The sequence below is a fragment of the Luteimonas sp. WGS1318 genome (assembly GCF_043187535.1).
GTDB lineage: Bacteria > Pseudomonadota > Gammaproteobacteria > Xanthomonadales > Xanthomonadaceae > Luteimonas.
The window spans coordinates 2406179-2422012 of record NZ_CP171131.1 but is presented as its reverse complement, the minus strand read 5'-3'; the positions used below and the strand labels follow the sequence as shown (position 1 = coordinate 2422012).

14 protein-coding genes are annotated in these 15834 nt (G+C 67.8%); 10 read left to right on the top strand and 4 right to left on the bottom strand.

The genetic code is table 11. The features are described 5' to 3' along the window. Positions 1-2: 2 nt before the first annotated feature. Both ACF3M1_RS11085 and ykgO read right to left on the bottom strand, forming a co-directional pair. On the bottom strand, positions 3-347 hold the full coding sequence (locus tag ACF3M1_RS11085; protein ID WP_394000619.1) for a hypothetical protein: 345 nt from the start codon (positions 345-347) through the stop codon (positions 3-5). A gap of 186 nt (positions 348-533) precedes the next feature. After that, positions 534-659: a type B 50S ribosomal protein L36 gene (gene ykgO, locus ACF3M1_RS11080; RefSeq protein ID WP_005913193.1), complete on the bottom strand. Its 126-nt coding sequence runs from the start codon at positions 657-659 to the stop codon at positions 534-536. Positions 660-765: 106 nt separating this feature from the next. Between ykgO and cmk the strand changes: the two genes are divergently transcribed. From cmk to galU, 7 genes are all read left to right on the top strand, one after another. Further along, positions 766-1446 carry a (d)CMP kinase gene (gene cmk, locus ACF3M1_RS11075; RefSeq protein WP_394000602.1) on the top strand — a complete coding sequence of 227 codons (681 nt, stop codon included), beginning with the start codon at positions 766-768 and terminating at the stop codon, positions 1444-1446. Between the two features lie 259 nt (positions 1447-1705). After that, positions 1706-3394: a 30S ribosomal protein S1 gene (gene rpsA / locus ACF3M1_RS11070; RefSeq protein ID WP_394000600.1), complete on the top strand. Its 1689-nt coding sequence runs from the start codon at positions 1706-1708 to the stop codon at positions 3392-3394. Between the two features lie 63 nt (positions 3395-3457). After that, a complete protein-coding gene (locus tag ACF3M1_RS11065; RefSeq protein WP_272762009.1) occupies positions 3458-3760 on the top strand; it encodes an integration host factor subunit beta in 303 nt (100 codons plus the stop codon). Positions 3761-3959: 199 nt separating this feature from the next. Continuing rightward, positions 3960-5138, top strand: coding sequence for a lipopolysaccharide assembly protein LapB (lapB, locus tag ACF3M1_RS11060; RefSeq protein ID WP_394000598.1), 1179 nt, complete (start codon positions 3960-3962; stop codon positions 5136-5138). Between the two features lie 18 nt (positions 5139-5156). Further along, the gene (locus ACF3M1_RS11055) at positions 5157-6143 is read left to right on the top strand and encodes a glycosyltransferase family 4 protein (RefSeq protein WP_394005248.1); all 987 of its coding nucleotides are present in this window, start codon (positions 5157-5159) and stop codon (positions 6141-6143) included. Then, entirely contained in the window at positions 6136-8046 is a 1911-nt protein-coding gene (locus ACF3M1_RS11050) for a polysaccharide biosynthesis protein (protein WP_394000596.1), read from the top strand. The genes ACF3M1_RS11055 and ACF3M1_RS11050 overlap by 8 nt, the downstream gene beginning before the upstream one ends. Next, positions 8043-8945 (top strand): UTP--glucose-1-phosphate uridylyltransferase GalU, encoded by a 903-nt coding sequence (gene galU / locus ACF3M1_RS11045; RefSeq protein WP_394000595.1) that lies wholly within the window; start codon positions 8043-8045, stop codon positions 8943-8945. The genes ACF3M1_RS11050 and galU overlap by 4 nt, the downstream gene beginning before the upstream one ends. Positions 8946-9323: 378 nt before the next feature. Here the strand turns inward: galU and tsf are convergent, their stop codons facing one another. Then, positions 9324-10202 carry a translation elongation factor Ts gene (tsf, locus tag ACF3M1_RS11040; RefSeq protein WP_394000593.1) on the bottom strand — a complete coding sequence of 293 codons (879 nt, stop codon included), beginning with the start codon at positions 10200-10202 and terminating at the stop codon, positions 9324-9326. 129 nt (positions 10203-10331) lie between these two features. Next, positions 10332-11141, bottom strand: coding sequence for a 30S ribosomal protein S2 (gene rpsB, locus ACF3M1_RS11035; RefSeq protein WP_394005247.1), 810 nt, complete (start codon positions 11139-11141; stop codon positions 10332-10334). Between the two features lie 371 nt (positions 11142-11512). On the opposite strand from rpsB, the gene map reads away from it, so the two are divergent. The 3 genes from map to dapD are packed head-to-tail and all read left to right on the top strand — an operon-like array spanning position 11513 to position 15787. Then, positions 11513-12310, top strand: coding sequence for a type I methionyl aminopeptidase (gene map / locus ACF3M1_RS11030; RefSeq protein ID WP_394000592.1), 798 nt, complete (start codon positions 11513-11515; stop codon positions 12308-12310). A 19-nt stretch (positions 12311-12329) separates the two neighbouring features. After that, positions 12330-14924 (top strand): [protein-PII] uridylyltransferase, encoded by a 2595-nt coding sequence (glnD, locus tag ACF3M1_RS11025; RefSeq protein ID WP_394000590.1) that lies wholly within the window; start codon positions 12330-12332, stop codon positions 14922-14924. A 29-nt stretch (positions 14925-14953) separates the two neighbouring features. After that, on the top strand, positions 14954-15787 hold the full coding sequence (gene dapD / locus ACF3M1_RS11020) for a 2,3,4,5-tetrahydropyridine-2,6-dicarboxylate N-succinyltransferase (protein WP_394000588.1): 834 nt from the start codon (positions 14954-14956) through the stop codon (positions 15785-15787). Positions 15788-15834 lie beyond the last annotated feature (47 nt).

The window sequence follows — 15834 nt, the reverse complement described above, 5'->3', positions numbered from 1 at the left end:
ACTCAACGGATGGCGGGCTTGGGGCCGACCTCGGACGCCGTGGCGCGGTTGGCGACGGTGTCGATGACCCGGCTGCGCTCGAAGTAGACGGTGAAGGCGGGATAGACCCAGCGGTGGATCGTCGGCCACTGCTGCTTCTGTCCGCCGCGCGGATCCAGGCGCTCGCTCGGCGCGCCGAACCGGGCCTCGACGTCGGCCATGCTCATGCCGCGTGTGGGCACGGCGACGCCGGCAGGCTGCTTGCTGCGGTCCACCAGCAGGGTGTCGGCGGACGCTGGCGGTGCGGCCAGCAGCAGTGCGCCGGCGAGGGCGGTCGCAGCGAGAACGGGCACGAGGAAACGCGGCATGGCGAAACTCCTGGAGATGGATTCGATGGACGGGCCCGCCGCGACCGGCGGTGCGCCTGCCTGTTTAGCAGAAACCTGGTCCCGGCGGCGTGGGCCGCCGCGGACGCGTCTGCGCGGCCACGAAAAAGGCCGCATCGCTGCGGCCTTCGTCGCTACCGGCCGCGGATGCGGCGGCGGTATCGCGGATCAGCGCTGGCGCGCCTTGAAACGCGGATTGGACTTGCAGATCACGAAGACCTTGCCGCGGCGACGCACAACCTTGCAATCGCGGTGGCGGGTCTTCGCCGACTTCAGGGACGACAGGACCTTCATGACAAACCTCTGGGATGGGATACGGACGCGAAGCCGGCTATTCTAACGTCTGATTTCCACGCAATTCAAGCGCTTGGGCGATTGCCCTTGCGACAAGGAGTTCTGCATGACGGCCGAGGTGCCTGTATTGACGATCGACGGGCCCTCGGGCTCGGGCAAAGGCACCATCAGCCGGGCGGTCGCGCAGCGACTGGGCTGGCATTATCTCGATTCCGGCGCGCTCTATCGCGCCGTGGGCGTGGCGGCAGGCTGGGCCGATCTGGATCTCGGCGATGCCGGGGCGCTGGTGCGCTGCACCTTCGACACGACGATCAGTTTCCGCGACGACCCGGGCGGCGAGCCGCGGGTGATCGTGAACGGGCATGACGCAACCGACGAACTCCGCACCGAAACCGCAGGCGCCGCGGCGTCGGCCATCGCGGCGATTCCGGAGGTGCGGGCCGCGCTGAAGGACCGGCAACGTGCATTCAGGAAGGCGCCGGGGCTCGTGGCCGACGGCCGCGACATGGGCACCGTGATCTTTCCGGATGCCGGGTGGAAGGTCTTCCTGACGGCGAGCGCGGACGAGCGCGCCGAGCGCCGCTATAAACAGTTGAAGAACAAGGGGGTTTCGGTGACAATGGACGGTCTGCTGCGCGAGATTCTCGCGCGTGACGCCCGCGACGCCAGCCGCGCGGTGGCGCCGCTGCGGCCGGCCGAAGAGGCCGTACGCATCGACACCACCGGGCTCGGCATCGATGCGGTCGTCTCGCAGGTGCTGGCGCTGCTTCCGGCGCGCATGGACTGACGGTCCCGCGCCCGGTCACCCGACGCCACACCCACGGCAGTGTCGTCCGCCTGCATGCGAGTGCATGCGCGGACGTTCTCACGTTGTACCGATGTACCGCTCCACGGTTCCGGCATCCGCGCCCAGCGGGGATGGCCGGGTTTCGCAACACCGCCAACACTCACGGCCATGCAATCCCGCGACGGCCGATCAACGGGTGGACCACCGGCATCGAGTTCGCACTCGCCCGGCGGTCTGACATCAAACCAGGTATTTACCAATGACCGAATCATTCGCAGAACTGTTCGAAGCCAGTCAGAACAACCTGTCCAAGCTCAAGCCCGGTGCCATCGTCACCGGCATCGTGGTGCAGGTGCGTACCGACGTCGTCGTGATCAACGCCGGCCTGAAGTCCGAAGGCATCGTGCCGATCGAACAGTTCCGTAACGAAGCCGGCGAGATCGACGTCGCGGAAGGCGACACCGTCAAGGTGGCGCTGGACTCGCTCGAGAACGGCTTCGGCGAAACCGTGCTGTCGCGCGAGAAGGCCAAGCGCGCCATGGTGTGGGACGAGCTCGAGGAAGCACTCGAGAAGAACGAGACCATCACCGGCCGCATCAGCGGCAAGGTCAAGGGCGGTTTCACCGTCGACATCAAGGACGTCCGCGCATTCCTGCCGGGCTCGCTGGTCGACGTGCGCCCGGTCCGTGACCCGGTCTACCTCGAGGGCAAGGAACTCGAGTTCAAGCTGATCAAGCTGGACCGCAAGCGCAACAACGTCGTGGTCTCGCGCCGCGCAGTCGTCGAAAGCGAGCACTCGGAAGAGCGCGAGCAGCTGATGGAGAAGCTGGTCGAGGGCGCCGTGCTCAAGGGCGTCGTCAAGAACCTCACCGACTACGGCGCGTTCGTGGACCTCGGCGGTATCGACGGCCTGCTGCACATCACCGACATGGCCTGGAAGCGCGTGCGCCATCCGTCCGAAGTCGTGGAAGTGGGCCAGGAGCTCGAAGTCCGCGTGCTCAAGTACGACCGCGAGCGCAACCGCGTCAGCCTCGGCCTGAAGCAGCTGGGCGAGGATCCGTGGGACAACATCGCCCGCCGTTACCCGTCCAACACCCGCGTGTTCGGCAAGGTCTCCAACGTCACCGATTACGGCGCGTTCGTCGAGATCGAGCCGGGCGTCGAAGGCCTGGTGCACGTGTCCGAAATGGACTGGACCAACAAGAACGTCAACCCGTCCAAGGTGGTGCAGGTCGGTGACGAACTCGAGGTCATGGTGCTCGACGTCGACGAAGAGCGTCGCCGCATCTCGCTCGGCATCAAGCAGGTCACCTCGAACCCGTGGGAGACCTTCGCGGCCATCCACAAGAAGGGTGACAAGGTCGACGGCCAGATCAAGTCGATCACCGACTTCGGCATCTTCATCGGCCTGGACGGCGGTATCGACGGCCTGATCCACCTGTCGGACATCGCGTGGAACTCCACCGGCGAAGACGTCGCGCGCAACTTCAAGAAGGGCGACACCGTCGAGGCCGTCGTGCTCGCGGTCGATCCGGAGCGCGAGCGCATCTCGCTGGGCGTCAAGCAGCTCGAGCAGGACCCGATGGGCCAGTTCATGGGCAACACGCCGCGCGGTTCCAAGGTCACCGGCACCGTCAAGGAAGTCGACGCCAAGGGCGCCGTGATCGACCTGGGCGAGGGCGTGGAAGGCTACGTGCAGGCGCGCGACATCAGCGACCAGCGCGTCGACGACGCCAGCCAGCACCTGAAGGTCGGTCAGGAGATCGAGGCCAAGTACTTCGGCGTCGATCGCAAGACCCGCGTCCTGCAGCTGTCGATCAAGGCGAAGGACGAGGCGGAAACCGCCGAGACCCTGGCCGAGTACAACAAGCAGGCGTCGGAAGCCTCCAGCGGCACCACCAAGCTGGGCGCGCTGCTGCGCGAGCAGCTGGGCAACAAGGGCGAGTAAGCCCGTGCGGCGCCGGTCCGGGGTCATCCCGGGCCGGCGCTGTCGCATTCGCAAGAACGAGACATGACGAAGTCGGAACTCATCGAACTGCTCACCCAGCGGCAAGCCCACCTCAAGGGCGAGGACGTCGACCTGGCGGTCAAGGCCATGCTCGAGATGATGGGCGGTGCGTTGGCGGCAGGTGACCGCATCGAGGTCCGCGGCTTCGGCAGTTTCTCGCTGCACTTCCGTCCACCCCGGACGGGGCGCAATCCCAAGACGGGCGATGCCGTTGCCCTTCCGGGCAAGCATGTTCCGCATTTCAAGCCGGGCAAGGAGTTGCGTGATCGCGTCAGCGACGTGCAGCCGATGCCGGCCGACGAGTGATCTCCGGCGCTGCGCTCGACGCGCAGGCCTTCTGAATTTCCGCGCGCCACCAGGTGGTTGGCGCGCCCGATCCCCGAACAGGTAGGATCATCGACGGCCCGCCGGCGGGCCGGCGGACACGCACGACACGCCGTGCGATCCGTGGCCGCGCTCGCGCATCGTGACGTGCGGCATGACCGGATCCCAATGGAGCGTGTGCATGGCGTTTGTGACCGAATGGTTCTGGTTCTTCCTATTGCTGCCGATCGCCGCGCTCAGTGGCTGGGTGATCGGACGCCGCGGCGGAGAGCGCCATAGCGACACCCAGGTCAGCCGGCTGTCGACGACGTATTTCCGGGGTCTGAACTATCTGCTCAACGAGCAGCCGGACAAGGCGATCGAGCTGTTCCTGCACATCGCCGAGCTCGACAAGGACACCTTCGAGACCCAGGTCGCTTTGGGTCACCTGTTCCGGCGCCGGGGCGAGGTCGATCGTGCGATCCGGCTGCACCAGGGCCTGGTCCAGCGTGCCGACCTGACCGACCAGCAGAAGGTGCAGGCCCTGCTCGCACTCGGCGAGGACTACATGAAGTCCGGTCTGCTGGATCGCGCAGAGACCGTCTTCAGTGACCTGGCGCGCATCGACGAGCGCGCGCCGCAGGCGCTTCGCCACCTGATCGGCATCTACCAGGCCGAGCGCGACTGGGCCAAGGCGATCGAGAACGCGACGCGCTACGAAACCGTGACCGGCGAGCCGATGGGCCGGCTGATCGCGCAGTTCGAATGCGAACTCGCCGACCGCCTGCGGTCGGCCGGCGACGCCGAGGGTGCGCGCGCCGCGGTCAGCCGGGCCTATGCGGTCGATTCCGGCTCGGTGCGCGCGGGGATTCTGGAGGGTCGGATCGAGATCGATGCCGGCAACGACCCCGCCGCGATCCGTGCGTTCGAGCGGGCCGCACGCCACGATCCGGATTTCCTGCCGGAGATCCTGGGCCCGCTTCTCGCCGCCTATGAGCGGGTTGGCGACACGCCCGGCGCACGCAACTTCCTGTCGCAGATGACCGAGCACTATCAGGGCGTCGCGCCGGTACTGGCCCTGACCCGACTCGTTGAACAGGACGAGGGGGTGCGTGCCGCGCGCACGTATCTGGCGCGTCAGCTCAAGGATCGCCCGTCGGTCCGTGGCGAGGCGGCACTCATCGACCTCACGCTGGCCGATGGGGTCGATCACGCCGGCACGCTGCAGGAGCTGCGGTTGATCACCGAGCAGCTGCTGGTGCGCAATCCCAGCTATCGCTGCAAGCAGTGCGGTTTCGGTGCGCGCAGCCATCATTGGCAGTGCCCGAGCTGCAAGGAGTGGGGCACGATCAAGCCCCTCCTGAACTACGCCGTGGTCTGAGTGCAGGCCTCGGGTCTTCTGGTTCTCGGGGTCGCGGTCTTCGCCGTGGCGCTGCTCGGGACCTGGTGCGCGCGTCGGTACGCGCTCCATCGCCGTCTCATTGACGCGCCGGGAGCGCGGCGCAGTCATGCCGTGGCCACGCCCCGTGGGGGCGGTATCGCGATCGTGGTCGCGCTGCTGCCGGTGTTCGCGTGGATGGCCTGGCAGAACCCGGAAAGCCGGATGCTCCCCGCCTTCGCGTTGGCGGGGCTCATTCTCGTGGCAGGCATCGGCTGGATCGACGATCACCGACCGCTTTCGGCGTGGTTGCGGCTCGTTGTCCATGTCGTGGCGGCGGCCCTGCTCGCCACCGGCATGGCGCTGAGCGGGGCAGCGCTCTGGTGGTGTCTCTGCGTCTGTGTACTCGCCGTCGGCCTGGTGAACGTCTGGAACTTCATGGACGGCATCGACGGGCTCGCCACCACCCAGGCCATGCTCGTCGTCGTGGGGGCGCTCGCCGTCGGCGATGGGGGCGTGCTTGCGCTCGCGCTCGGCCTCGCATGCGCCGGCTTCCTGCCGTTCAATGCGCCGCGGGCGACGATCTTCCTCGGCGATGTCGGCAGTGGGAGTCTCGGCTACCTGGTGGCCTGCCTGTTCGCCTGGCTGCCGGCCAGCGAACCGCCCATCCTGCTTCTGCTGGCGCTGCCGCTATCGGCCTTCCTGGTTGACGCAGCGTTGACACTTCTTTCGCGCATGCTCCGCGGCGAACGATGGTGGCAGCCGCATGTCCAGCATCTGTACCAGCGCCTCGTGCAACGGGGCGCTTCCCATGTGCAGGTCACGGCCTGCTATGGGGCATGGACGTTGGCCGCCCTCCTCATGCTGTTCATGCTGGAAGGGCGTACCCTGCCCGTGATCATCGGAGTGCTCGCTGCGTGGTACCTGCTCACCGCCGCTGCCTGGTCCATACTCCGCGCCAGTTTGGACACTGGCGTCCCATCGTCACGGATGAAACACGATGATTGACCTGAAGACCCGCCTTGGCGTGCTCGGTCCCCGCATAGGCGTCATTTTCCACGACCTGCTGATGGTCTGGCTGTGCTGGATCGGCCTGCACCAGTTCCGGCATTCGGTCATGGAGCAGGCGCCCGCGATGTCGATGCTCTCTGTCGAAATCGCGCTGATCCTCGGTGCGCAGGGCCTGATCTTCTGGCGCGTCGGGCTCTATCGAGGCGTCTGGCGCTTCGCGAGCGTTCCGGACCTGATGAACATCGTCAAGGCGGCGGTGCTCGGCCTGCTGTCGATCCTGCTGGTCCTGTTCGTGTACAACCGCCTGAATCTGGTGCCCAGGACGGTGCTGATCGCGTATCCGCTGCTGCTCGCCGCGATGCTGGGAATGCCGCGGTTGCTGTACCGGGCATGGAAGGACCATGGCAGCATCCGGCTCGACCAGGCCGCGGTGCGCGTGCTGATCCTCGGTGCCGGGCAGGCCGGGGAGACGCTGGTGCGCGACCTGCGCCGCACCGGCGCCTACGATCCGGTCGGTTTCCTAGACGACGCCCCCAAGCTGCGCGGCAGCCAGCTCCAGGGCGTGCCGGTGCTGGGCCGGGTCGACGAAGTGGAGAAGATCGCGCCCGAAACCGCGGCGAAGCTGCTGGTGATCGCGATGCCGTCGGCCGATGCACCGGCGATGCGCCGGGTTGTCGCCGCGTGCGAGCGGACAGGCCTGCCGTTCCGTACCGTGCCCCGGCTCGACGACCTGCTCGAGGGCCGTTCGTTGCCCGGCGAGCTCAAGGAAGTGGCGATCGAGGACCTCCTCGGCCGCAAGCCGGTGATGCCCGACTGGAAGGCGATCCGCGCGTGGCTGCGCGGGCGCAGCGTGCTGATCACCGGTGCCGGCGGCTCGATCGGATCGGAGCTGTGCCGTCAATGCGCGCGACATGGCGCGGGCCAGATCGCCCTCGTCGAAATGGACGAGCTGGCGCTGACGCGCATCGAGAGCGAGCTGCGCCGGGATTTCCCAAGCATCGAGGTCACGCCGGTGCTGGGCGACTGTGGCGACGCTGCCGTCATCGGGCACGCGCTGCGCCTGTCGTCTCCCGAAGCCGTGTTCCATGCCGCTGCCTACAAGCAGGTGCCGGTGCTGCAGCAGCAGTTGCGCGAAGGTGTTCGCAACAACGTGATGGCGACCCGCACGGTCGCCCGGGCCGCCATGGCCGCGAAGGTCGGTACCTTCGTCCTGATCTCCACCGACAAGGCCGTGGATCCGGTGAACGTGCTGGGCGCGACCAAGCGCCTCGCGGAGATGGTGTGCCAGGATCTGGCCGGCGCCGACAGCACGCATTTCGTCACCGTGCGTTTCGGCAACGTGCTCGATTCCGCCGGCAGCGTGGTGCCGCTGTTCCGCGAGCAGATCCGCCGCGGCGGGCCGGTGACCGTCACCGATCCCGATGTGACGCGGTACTTCATGACCATCCCCGAAGCCTGCCAGCTGATCATGCAGTCGGTGGCGATCGGGTCCCCACAGGCGGTGTACACGCTGGACATGGGCGAGCCGGTCTCGATCCGCCTGCTGGCCGAGCAGATGATCCGACTCGCGGGCAAGCAGCCCGAGCGGGACATCGCGATCATCTATTCGGGCCTGCGTCCGGGCGAGAAGCTGCACGAGACGCTGTTCCATGCCGACGAACGGTATCGCCCGACGGTCCACCCGAAGATCCTGCAGGCCGAGGCGCGTCCGGTGCATGCCGAGCGCCTGGCGGCGGCGCTCACGCGGCTCGCTGACGGCGTGACCCGCTACGACCTCGACCTGATTGCCGCGGCGTTGCGCGACGCGGTGCCGGAATTCGTGCCGCTGGATGCATCACCTGCCCGCGAGGCCGGCGCCACTATAGTGGCCTTCCCTCCACGACACGCGAGACATCCATGACGCAGCGGATCCGCAAGGCGGTCTTTCCCGTCGCAGGCCTCGGCACACGGTTTCTGCCGGCGACCAAGACGGTCCCCAAGGAAATGCTGCCGATCGTCGACCGCCCGTTGATCCAGTACGCGGTGGACGAGGCGATCGAAGCCGGCTGCGACACGCTGATCTTCGTCACCAATCGCCACAAGCACGCGATCGGCGACTATTTTGACAAGGCCTACGAGCTGGAAGACCGGCTCGAAGCTGCGGGCAAGCACGAACTTCTGGAGAAGATCCGTCGTCCGCTGCCGGATGGCGTGCGGGCGATCTTCGTCACCCAGCCCGAAGCGCGCGGCCTCGGTCATGCGGTGCTGTGTGCCCGGCCCGTGGTCGGCGACGAGCCGTTCGCCGTCATGCTGCCCGACGACCTGCTGTGGAACCGGAAAGGCGACGGCGCGCTCAAGCAGATGGCCGATGCGCATGCGCAGACCGGTGCCAGCATGATCGCGGTCCAGGACGTGCCGGCCGAGAAGACCGCCAGTTACGGCATCGTCGCGACCGACGCGTTCGAAGGCCGGCATGGCCGGATCCGTTCGATGGTGGAGAAGCCGAATCCGGAAGACGCGCCGAGCACGCTGGCCGTCGTCGGCCGTTATGTGCTCGACGGCCGGATCTTCCCGTTGCTTGAGAACACCGCGCCGGGCGCGGGCGGCGAGATCCAGCTCACCGACGCGATCGCAGCGCTGCTGAAGGAAAAGCCGGTGCACGCCTACCGCTTCCGTGGCACGCGCTTCGATTGCGGCACCCATCTCGGCCTCATCGAGGCGACGATCAGCTACGCGCTCGACAACGAGAAGCTCAGTGAGCAGGCCGCCGTGCTGATGCGCAATGCGCTCGACGAGCTCGGCGTGCGCAATCTGGAGTGACGCACGCGCGATATGCGTAGTGGGAAGACGCCCCGGCTGTTCCGGGGCGTTTGCATTCCGGGGTAGGGGAGCGCGGCGGGTGGCTTTGTCCATCTTCGGAGTGCCCTCGCGCAGAACGCATTGCGGCGAGGCCGGGAAGCCGCGCAGTCGAGATTTGCTGCGAACCCGCGCGAGCGGGCCTGCCGCCGAACGCAGGAGCAGGCCCGGCGCGGCCGGCCCACGATTCGCAGCGCGCGGCCGAGTCGGTGGAGTGTCGGTGCGAATGCGCGTCGCCGGCCGCCGATGCCGGGCGGCTCAGCAGCGTTCGAGCAAAAAAAAAGCACGCCCGAGGGCGTGCTTGTCTGCGGTTCACCGGCGCCTGTGCGCCGGGGGTGCGCTTCAGGCCAGACCGGCCTGCTTCATCACTTCGGCGGCGTAATCCTCGACCACCTTCTCGATGCCTTCGCCGACGGCCAGGCGCTGGAAGCCGATGACCTCGGCGCCAGCCGCCTTGAGCACGGCTTCGACGGTCTTGTCGGTGTCGAGCACGTAGGGCTGGCCGTACAGCGTGACCTCGTTGACGATCTTGTTGATCTTGCCGCTGATGATCTTCTCGAGGATGTCGGCCGGCTTGCTCTTGTCCTTTTCGGACATCTTGGCCAGCTCGATTTCCTTTTCCTTCTCGACGAAGTCGGCCGGCACGTCAGCCGCCTTGTTGTAGGGCGGATTCATCGCGGCGACGTGCATCGCCAGGCCGCGGGCCAGATCGGCATCGCCGCCCTTGAGCTCGACCAGCACGCCGATGCGGCCGCCGTGGACGTAGGCCGCCACGTTGTGCGCGCTCTGGACGCGCGCCATGCGACGCACCTGCACGTTTTCGCCGACCTTGGCGATGACGGCGGCGCGGGTTTCCTCGATTGTCTCGCCCGAGTCGACCTTCACCGACTTCAGCGCCTCGGCATCCGCCGCGCCCGACGACAGCGCCGTCTGCGCGACGGTATCGGTGAAGCGCAGGAAGTTGTCGTCCTTGGCGACGAAGTCGGTTTCCGAGTTGATCTCGACCAGCACCGCGGTGCTGTCGTTCTGGGCAGCGGCGATGCGGCCCTCGGCGGCGACGCGGTCAGCCTTCTTGTCCGCCTTGGCCAGGCCGGACTTGCGCAGCGCCTCGGCGGCCGCGTCGATGTTGCCGGCGTTCTCGCTGAGCGCCTTCTTGCACTCCATCATGCCGGCGCCGGTGCGCTCGCGCAGTTCCTTGACCAGGGATGCGGTGATTTCCATTGGAGACCTCTGAATTCTGGGAATGTCGGACGGGCCTCGGCCCGTCGGGGAATCGACGCCGGCGGATCATGGTCCGCGCATGGCGTGATGCGCGGCCGCCCAGCATGGGGCGGCCACGTGTCGCTGCCGTTACTCGGCCGCGGGTGCCGGTGCGGCTTCGGTCTTCGCGTCGTCGGCCTTCTTGCCGCGCGGCGCGCGGGCCTGCTTCTCGCCGCCTTCGGTGAACTCGTCCTCACGCACGGTCGCGGCGCTCGGCGCAGCAGCCTTGCCCTCAAGCACGGCGTCGGCTGCGGCGTTCGCGTACAGCTGCACGGCGCGGATGGCGTCGTCGTTGCCCGGGATCGCGTAGTCGACCAGGGCCGGATCGTAGTTCGTGTCGACAACCGCGATCACCGGGATGCCGAGCTTCTTGGCTTCCTTGATGGCGATGTCTTCATGGCCGATGTCGATGACGAACAGGGCGTCGGGCAGACGGTTCATGTCCTTGATGCCGCCCAGCGAGGCTTCCAGCTTGTCGCGCTCGCGGCGCAGGCCCAGCACTTCGTGCTTGACCAGCTTCTCGAACGTGCCGTCGGTTTCAGCCGCTTCCAGTTCCTTCAGGCGCGACACCGACTTCTTCACCGTGGCGAAGTTGGTCAGCGTGCCGCCGAGCCAGCGCTGGGTCATGAACGGCATGCCGCAACGCTCGGCTTCTTCCTTGATCGCTTCGCGCGCGCTGCGCTTGGTGCCGATGAACAGGATCATGCCGCGCTTCTGCGCGATGCCCGAGATGAAGTTCATCGCGTCGTTGAACAGCGGAACCGTCTTCTCGAGGTTGATGATGTGGATCTTGCCGCGGGCGCCGAAGATGTACGGCGACATCTTGGGGTTCCAGTAGCGCGTCTGGTGGCCGAAATGGACGCCGGCTTCCAGCATCTGGCGCATGGTGATCTGGGGCATTGCAGAACTCCTGATAGGGAACCGGCCGCCAAGGCAATGGGTAGATGGCGGTCTGCGCCGCCACAGGAGCGGCGCAGGGGTTCCGGGGTTGGGCCTCCCCGCGACCTCCGTCATCCAGATTCCGTCATCGATCGACGGAACACCCCGGAAACGGGCGACGGCAGCGGGTGTGTATTTGCCGGTGACGCCCGGCATCGGCGGTGCGGTGTCCCGGATGGGACGCATGCAGCCGGCGGATTGTAGCAGCGCCGCGGCGGTGGAGCCAGTGGGGCCGGGGAGCCGCGTTCGACGCACCACCGGACCCCGCGCCACGGGCCGCCGCAGGGCGGGTGCGGATTCAGGCACACGGCGTTTTGCGCGATAATGCGCGCATGAGCATCCACACCAAGACGCCCGAAGAGATCGAGAAGATGCGTGTGGCGGGCCGGCTGGCCGCCGAGGTCCTGCAGATCGTCGCGCCCCATGTGAAGCCCGGGGTAACCACCGAGGAGCTGGACCGCATCTGCCACGACCACATCATCCGGGTCCAGCAGGCGATCCCCGCCAACGTCGGCTACAAGGGCTATCCGAAGACGACGTGCATTTCGGCCAACAACGTCATCTGCCACGGCATCCCGAGCGAATCGAAGGTGCTCAAGGACGGCGACATCATCAATATCGACGTCACCGTCATCAAGGACGGCTGGCATGGCGACACGAGCCGGATGTATTTCGTCGGCACGCCGTCGGTCATGGCCCGGCGCCTGGTCGAGGTGACGCGCGAGGCGATGTGGCGCGGCATCCATGCGGTGAGGCCGGGTGCCACGCTGGGTGACATCGGGCATGCGATCCAGGCCTACGCCGAAGCCGAGCGCTTCAGCGTGGTCCGGGAGTACTGCGGGCACGGCATCGGCAAGGTCTACCACGACGAGCCGCAGGTGCTGCACTACGGCACGCCCGGCGCCGGTGTGGTGCTGAAGGAAGGCATGACCTTCACGATCGAGCCGATGATCAACGAGGGCACGCGCTTCACCAAGGTGCTGCCCGACGGCTGGACCGTGGTCACCAAGGACCGCCGGCTCTCCGCGCAGTGGGAGCACACCGTGGCCGTGACCGCGGACGGTGTCGACGTGCTGACCCGGATCCCGGGCGACGACAACGACCCCTTCCTCACCCACGTGCCCCGCTGACGTGACCGAACGCGCCGCCATGCCTGCCAACGGCGACTGCGGCGATGCGGCATGGGTGGCGGAGGCGCGCGAGGCACTGGCTGCGCACGACGCCCGTCTGACCCAGGGCTTCGACGCCGGCCAGCACATCGACCGCCTGCTCGCGGCCCGCGCCAACGCGGTCGACGGCTGGGTGCGCAAGGCCTGGGCGCGCTGCATTCCTGGCGACGCGTCGCTGGCGCTGTTCGCGGTCGGCGGCTACGGCCGGGGCGAGCTGTTTCCGCACTCCGACATCGACCTGCTGGTCGTCGGCGAGCCCGAGGTGCAGACCGCGCACGCCGACGCGCTCAGCCGCATGCTCGCGCTGCTGTGGGATCTCGGCCTGCCGGTCGGGCACGCGGTACGCAGCTTCGACGAATGCACCGAGGCCGCGGGTGATGTCACCGTCCTCACCGCACTGCTCGAAGCGCGCCCGCTGCTCGCGAACCTGGCCGAGGTGCGCGCGCTGATGGACGCGATCGGCGACGGCAAGGTGTGGCCGGCTGCCGACTTCTTCCAGGCCAAGCGTCGCGAGCTCGAAGTGCGGCATGCACGGTACGGCGATACCGCCGACAACCTCGAACCCAACATCAAGGACGGCCCGGGCGGCCTGCGCGACGTGCAGAACCTGCGCTGGATGGCGCGTCGCGTACTCGGGGTCTACGGCACCGAGGAACTGATCGCCCTGGGCCAGCTGGGCGTGGACGAGCACGCGACGCTGGAGCGCGAGCGGCGCACGCTGTCGCGACTGCGCTTCGGCCTGCATCTGGTGGCGGGGAAGGCCGAAGAACGCTTGCGCTTCGACCACCAGAAAACGCTGGCGGCCCGCCTGCACCACGTCGATGAGGCGGACAACCCGCTGGTCGAAAAGATGATGCAGGAGTTCTACCGCAGCGCGTCGGTCGTACAGCGGATCAGCGAACGCATGCTGCAGCGCTTCGAGGAGCAGATCGAGGGCGAAGGCGAACTCGTCCCGATCGATGCCGAGTTCGCCACCCAGCGCGGGTATCTCGTCGCGCGTGACGACGTCTGGCCGGGCGGCGACATCACCCGGGTCTTCGATCTCTTCGCGGTCTGGGCCGACCATCCGTCGCTGCGCGGCCTGCATTCGCAGACCGCGCGGGCGCTGGCCGAGTCGCTGCATGCGCTGCCAGCATGGCGGCAGGCGCCGATCGCGCTGCGCGAGCAGTTCATGTCGTTGCTGCGCGGCCCAGTGCCGGTGCGCACGCTCGAGCGCATGGCGCGGCTGGGCGTGCTCGGGGTGTGGATTCCCGAATTCGCCAACGTCACCGGACGCATGCAGTTCGATCTGTTCCACGTCTACACCGTGGACCAGCACACGCTCGCGGTGCTGCGCAACATCGCCAGCTTCGCGTCCGAGGCGCCGGACGAGCGATTCTCGAGCGCGCACGAGGTCTGGCCGCAGCTGCGCAAGCCCGAGTTGCTGCTGCTGGCCGGCCTGTTCCACGACATCGCCAAGGGCCGCGGCGGCGATCACTCGGAGCTCGGTGCGGTCGACGCGCGCGAATTCTGCGAAGGCCACGGTCTCGGCGAAACCGATACCGCCCTCGTCGAATGGCTGGTGCGCCGGCATCTGCTGATGTCGACCAGCGCGCAGAAGCTCGACATCTCCGATCCGGCGGTGATCCACAAGTTCGCGACCGAGGTCGCCGACCGCGAGCGCCTCGACTACCTCTATCTGCTGACCTGCGCCGACATCGCCGGCACCTCGCCCAAGCTGTGGAACGCGTGGAAGGACCGCCTGCTGACCGATCTGCGCAGCGCGACGCGGTTGGCGTTGCGTCGTGGCCTGGAACATCCGGTGGCGGCGGTCGAGCGGATCGCAGAATCCCGTGATCGCGCGCGCGGGCTGCTGTCGGCGCACGGCGTGGACGACACCGAGGCCGATGCGCTGTTCGCACGCATTCCGCAGGAGAGTTTCCTGCGCGGCCGCGCCGACCAGGTGGTCTGGCAGGCGCTGGCGCTCCGCGATGCCGGGGACGGCGATGTCGTCGTCAGCGTGCGCCGGCTGCGCGCCGGTGCGCAGGCGCTGGAAGTGTTCGTGCATTCGCCGGACCGCGACGGCCTGTTCTCGGCCATCGTCATCACCCTCGACCGCTTGGGCCTCGTGATCCAGCAGGCGCGGGCGCTGGACGGGCCCGGCGGCACCATCTTCGACCTGTTCCAGGTGTTGCCGGCCGATCCGCGGCAGGCGCTGGAACTCGGCGCGATCGAGCGCACCGTCGCCAGCGTGCTGACCGACAGCCTCGATCCGCGCCCGGCGCGGCGCGCGCAACCCCGCCATCTGCGGCATTTCCGCGTTCCCCCGCGCATCGAGTTCAATACCAGCGTGGACGGGCGGCACACCGTCTTCAGCCTGGTCTGCACCGACCGGCCTGGCCTGCTGGCCGATGTCGCCCACGTGCTGCGCGCGCGCGGGGTGCGCGTCCACGACGCCCGCGTGGCCACGTTCGGCGAACGGGTGGAGGACGTGTTCCGGCTCAGCGCCGTCGATGGCGGGCTGCTCGATGAAGCTGCGCAGGACGCGCTCCGTGCCGCGCTGCTCGCCTCGATCGACGGCGACGTGGCACGATAGCGCCCCGTTTTTCGCGACCAGACCCCGACATGACCGACGCCCTGCAGACTGTGATCGAAGACGCGTTCGCGCGTCGCGCCGACCTGACCGCCGCCGAGATCGGCGATGCCGTCAAACCGGCGGTCGAGCAGACCATGCAGGGCCTGGAGTCGGGCGAGCTGCGGGTCGCCCAGCCCGACGGCAACGGCGGCTGGCAGGTCAACGAGTGGCTCAAGAAGGCCGTGCTGCTGTATTTCCGCACCAACGACATGGCCGTCGTCGACGCGCAACCGGCGCCGTTCTGGGACAAGGTCGAGCCGCGGTTCGCGGGCTACGACGAAGCCAAGTTCAAGGCCGCCGGCGTGCGCGTGGTGCCGGGCGCGGCCGTGCGCCGCGGCACCTATTTCGGCCGCGACGTCGTGCTGATGCCGAGCTTCGTCAACATCGGCGCCTATGTCGGCGAGGGCACGATGGTCGATACCTGGGCGACGGTCGGCTCCTGCGCGCAGATCGGCAAGCACGTGCACCTGTCCGGCGGCGCCGGTATCGGTGGCGTGCTCGAGCCGCTGCAAGCGAGCCCGACGATCATCGAAGACCACTGTTTCATCGGCGCGCGTTCGGAAGTCGTCGAAGGCGTCGTCGTCGGCCACCACAGCGTCATCGGCATGGGCGTGTTCCTCGGCCAGTCGACCCGCATCTACAACCGCGCGACCGGTGAGGTGAGCTACGGCTACGTGCCACCGGGCAGCGTCGTCGTCTCCGGCCAGCTGCCGGCCAAGGACGGTTCGCATTCGCTGTACTGCGCGGTGATCGTCAAGCAGGTCGACGAGAAGACCCGCAGCAAGACCTCGGTCAATGATCTGCTGCGCGGCCTGGCCGACTGAGCTGTCCCGCCCGGCATCGCGCGAATGCGTCACTGCCCGCTCTCGAG

Excerpts from the sequence above, each read along its gene's own strand:
- ACF3M1_RS11085 (WP_394000619.1), bottom strand. The coding sequence starts at position 347 with ATGCCGCGTTTCCTCGTGCCCGTTCTCGCTGCGACCGCCCTCGCCGGC.
- ykgO (WP_005913193.1), bottom strand. The coding sequence starts at position 659 with ATGAAGGTCCTGTCGTCCCTGAAGTCGGCGAAGACCCGCCACCGCGAT.
- cmk (WP_394000602.1), top strand. The coding sequence starts at position 766 with ATGACGGCCGAGGTGCCTGTATTGACGATCGACGGGCCCTCGGGCTCG.
- rpsA (WP_394000600.1), top strand. The coding sequence starts at position 1,706 with ATGACCGAATCATTCGCAGAACTGTTCGAAGCCAGTCAGAACAACCTG.
- ACF3M1_RS11065 (WP_272762009.1), top strand. The coding sequence starts at position 3,458 with ATGACGAAGTCGGAACTCATCGAACTGCTCACCCAGCGGCAAGCCCAC.
- lapB (WP_394000598.1), top strand. The coding sequence starts at position 3,960 with ATGGCGTTTGTGACCGAATGGTTCTGGTTCTTCCTATTGCTGCCGATC.
- ACF3M1_RS11050 (WP_394000596.1), top strand. The coding sequence starts at position 6,136 with ATGATTGACCTGAAGACCCGCCTTGGCGTGCTCGGTCCCCGCATAGGC.
- galU (WP_394000595.1), top strand. The coding sequence starts at position 8,043 with ATGACGCAGCGGATCCGCAAGGCGGTCTTTCCCGTCGCAGGCCTCGGC.
- tsf (WP_394000593.1), bottom strand. The coding sequence starts at position 10,202 with ATGGAAATCACCGCATCCCTGGTCAAGGAACTGCGCGAGCGCACCGGC.
- rpsB (WP_394005247.1), bottom strand. The coding sequence starts at position 11,141 with ATGCCCCAGATCACCATGCGCCAGATGCTGGAAGCCGGCGTCCATTTC.
- map (WP_394000592.1), top strand. The coding sequence starts at position 11,513 with ATGAGCATCCACACCAAGACGCCCGAAGAGATCGAGAAGATGCGTGTG.
- glnD (WP_394000590.1), top strand. The coding sequence starts at position 12,330 with ATGCCTGCCAACGGCGACTGCGGCGATGCGGCATGGGTGGCGGAGGCG.
- dapD (WP_394000588.1), top strand. The coding sequence starts at position 14,954 with ATGACCGACGCCCTGCAGACTGTGATCGAAGACGCGTTCGCGCGTCGC.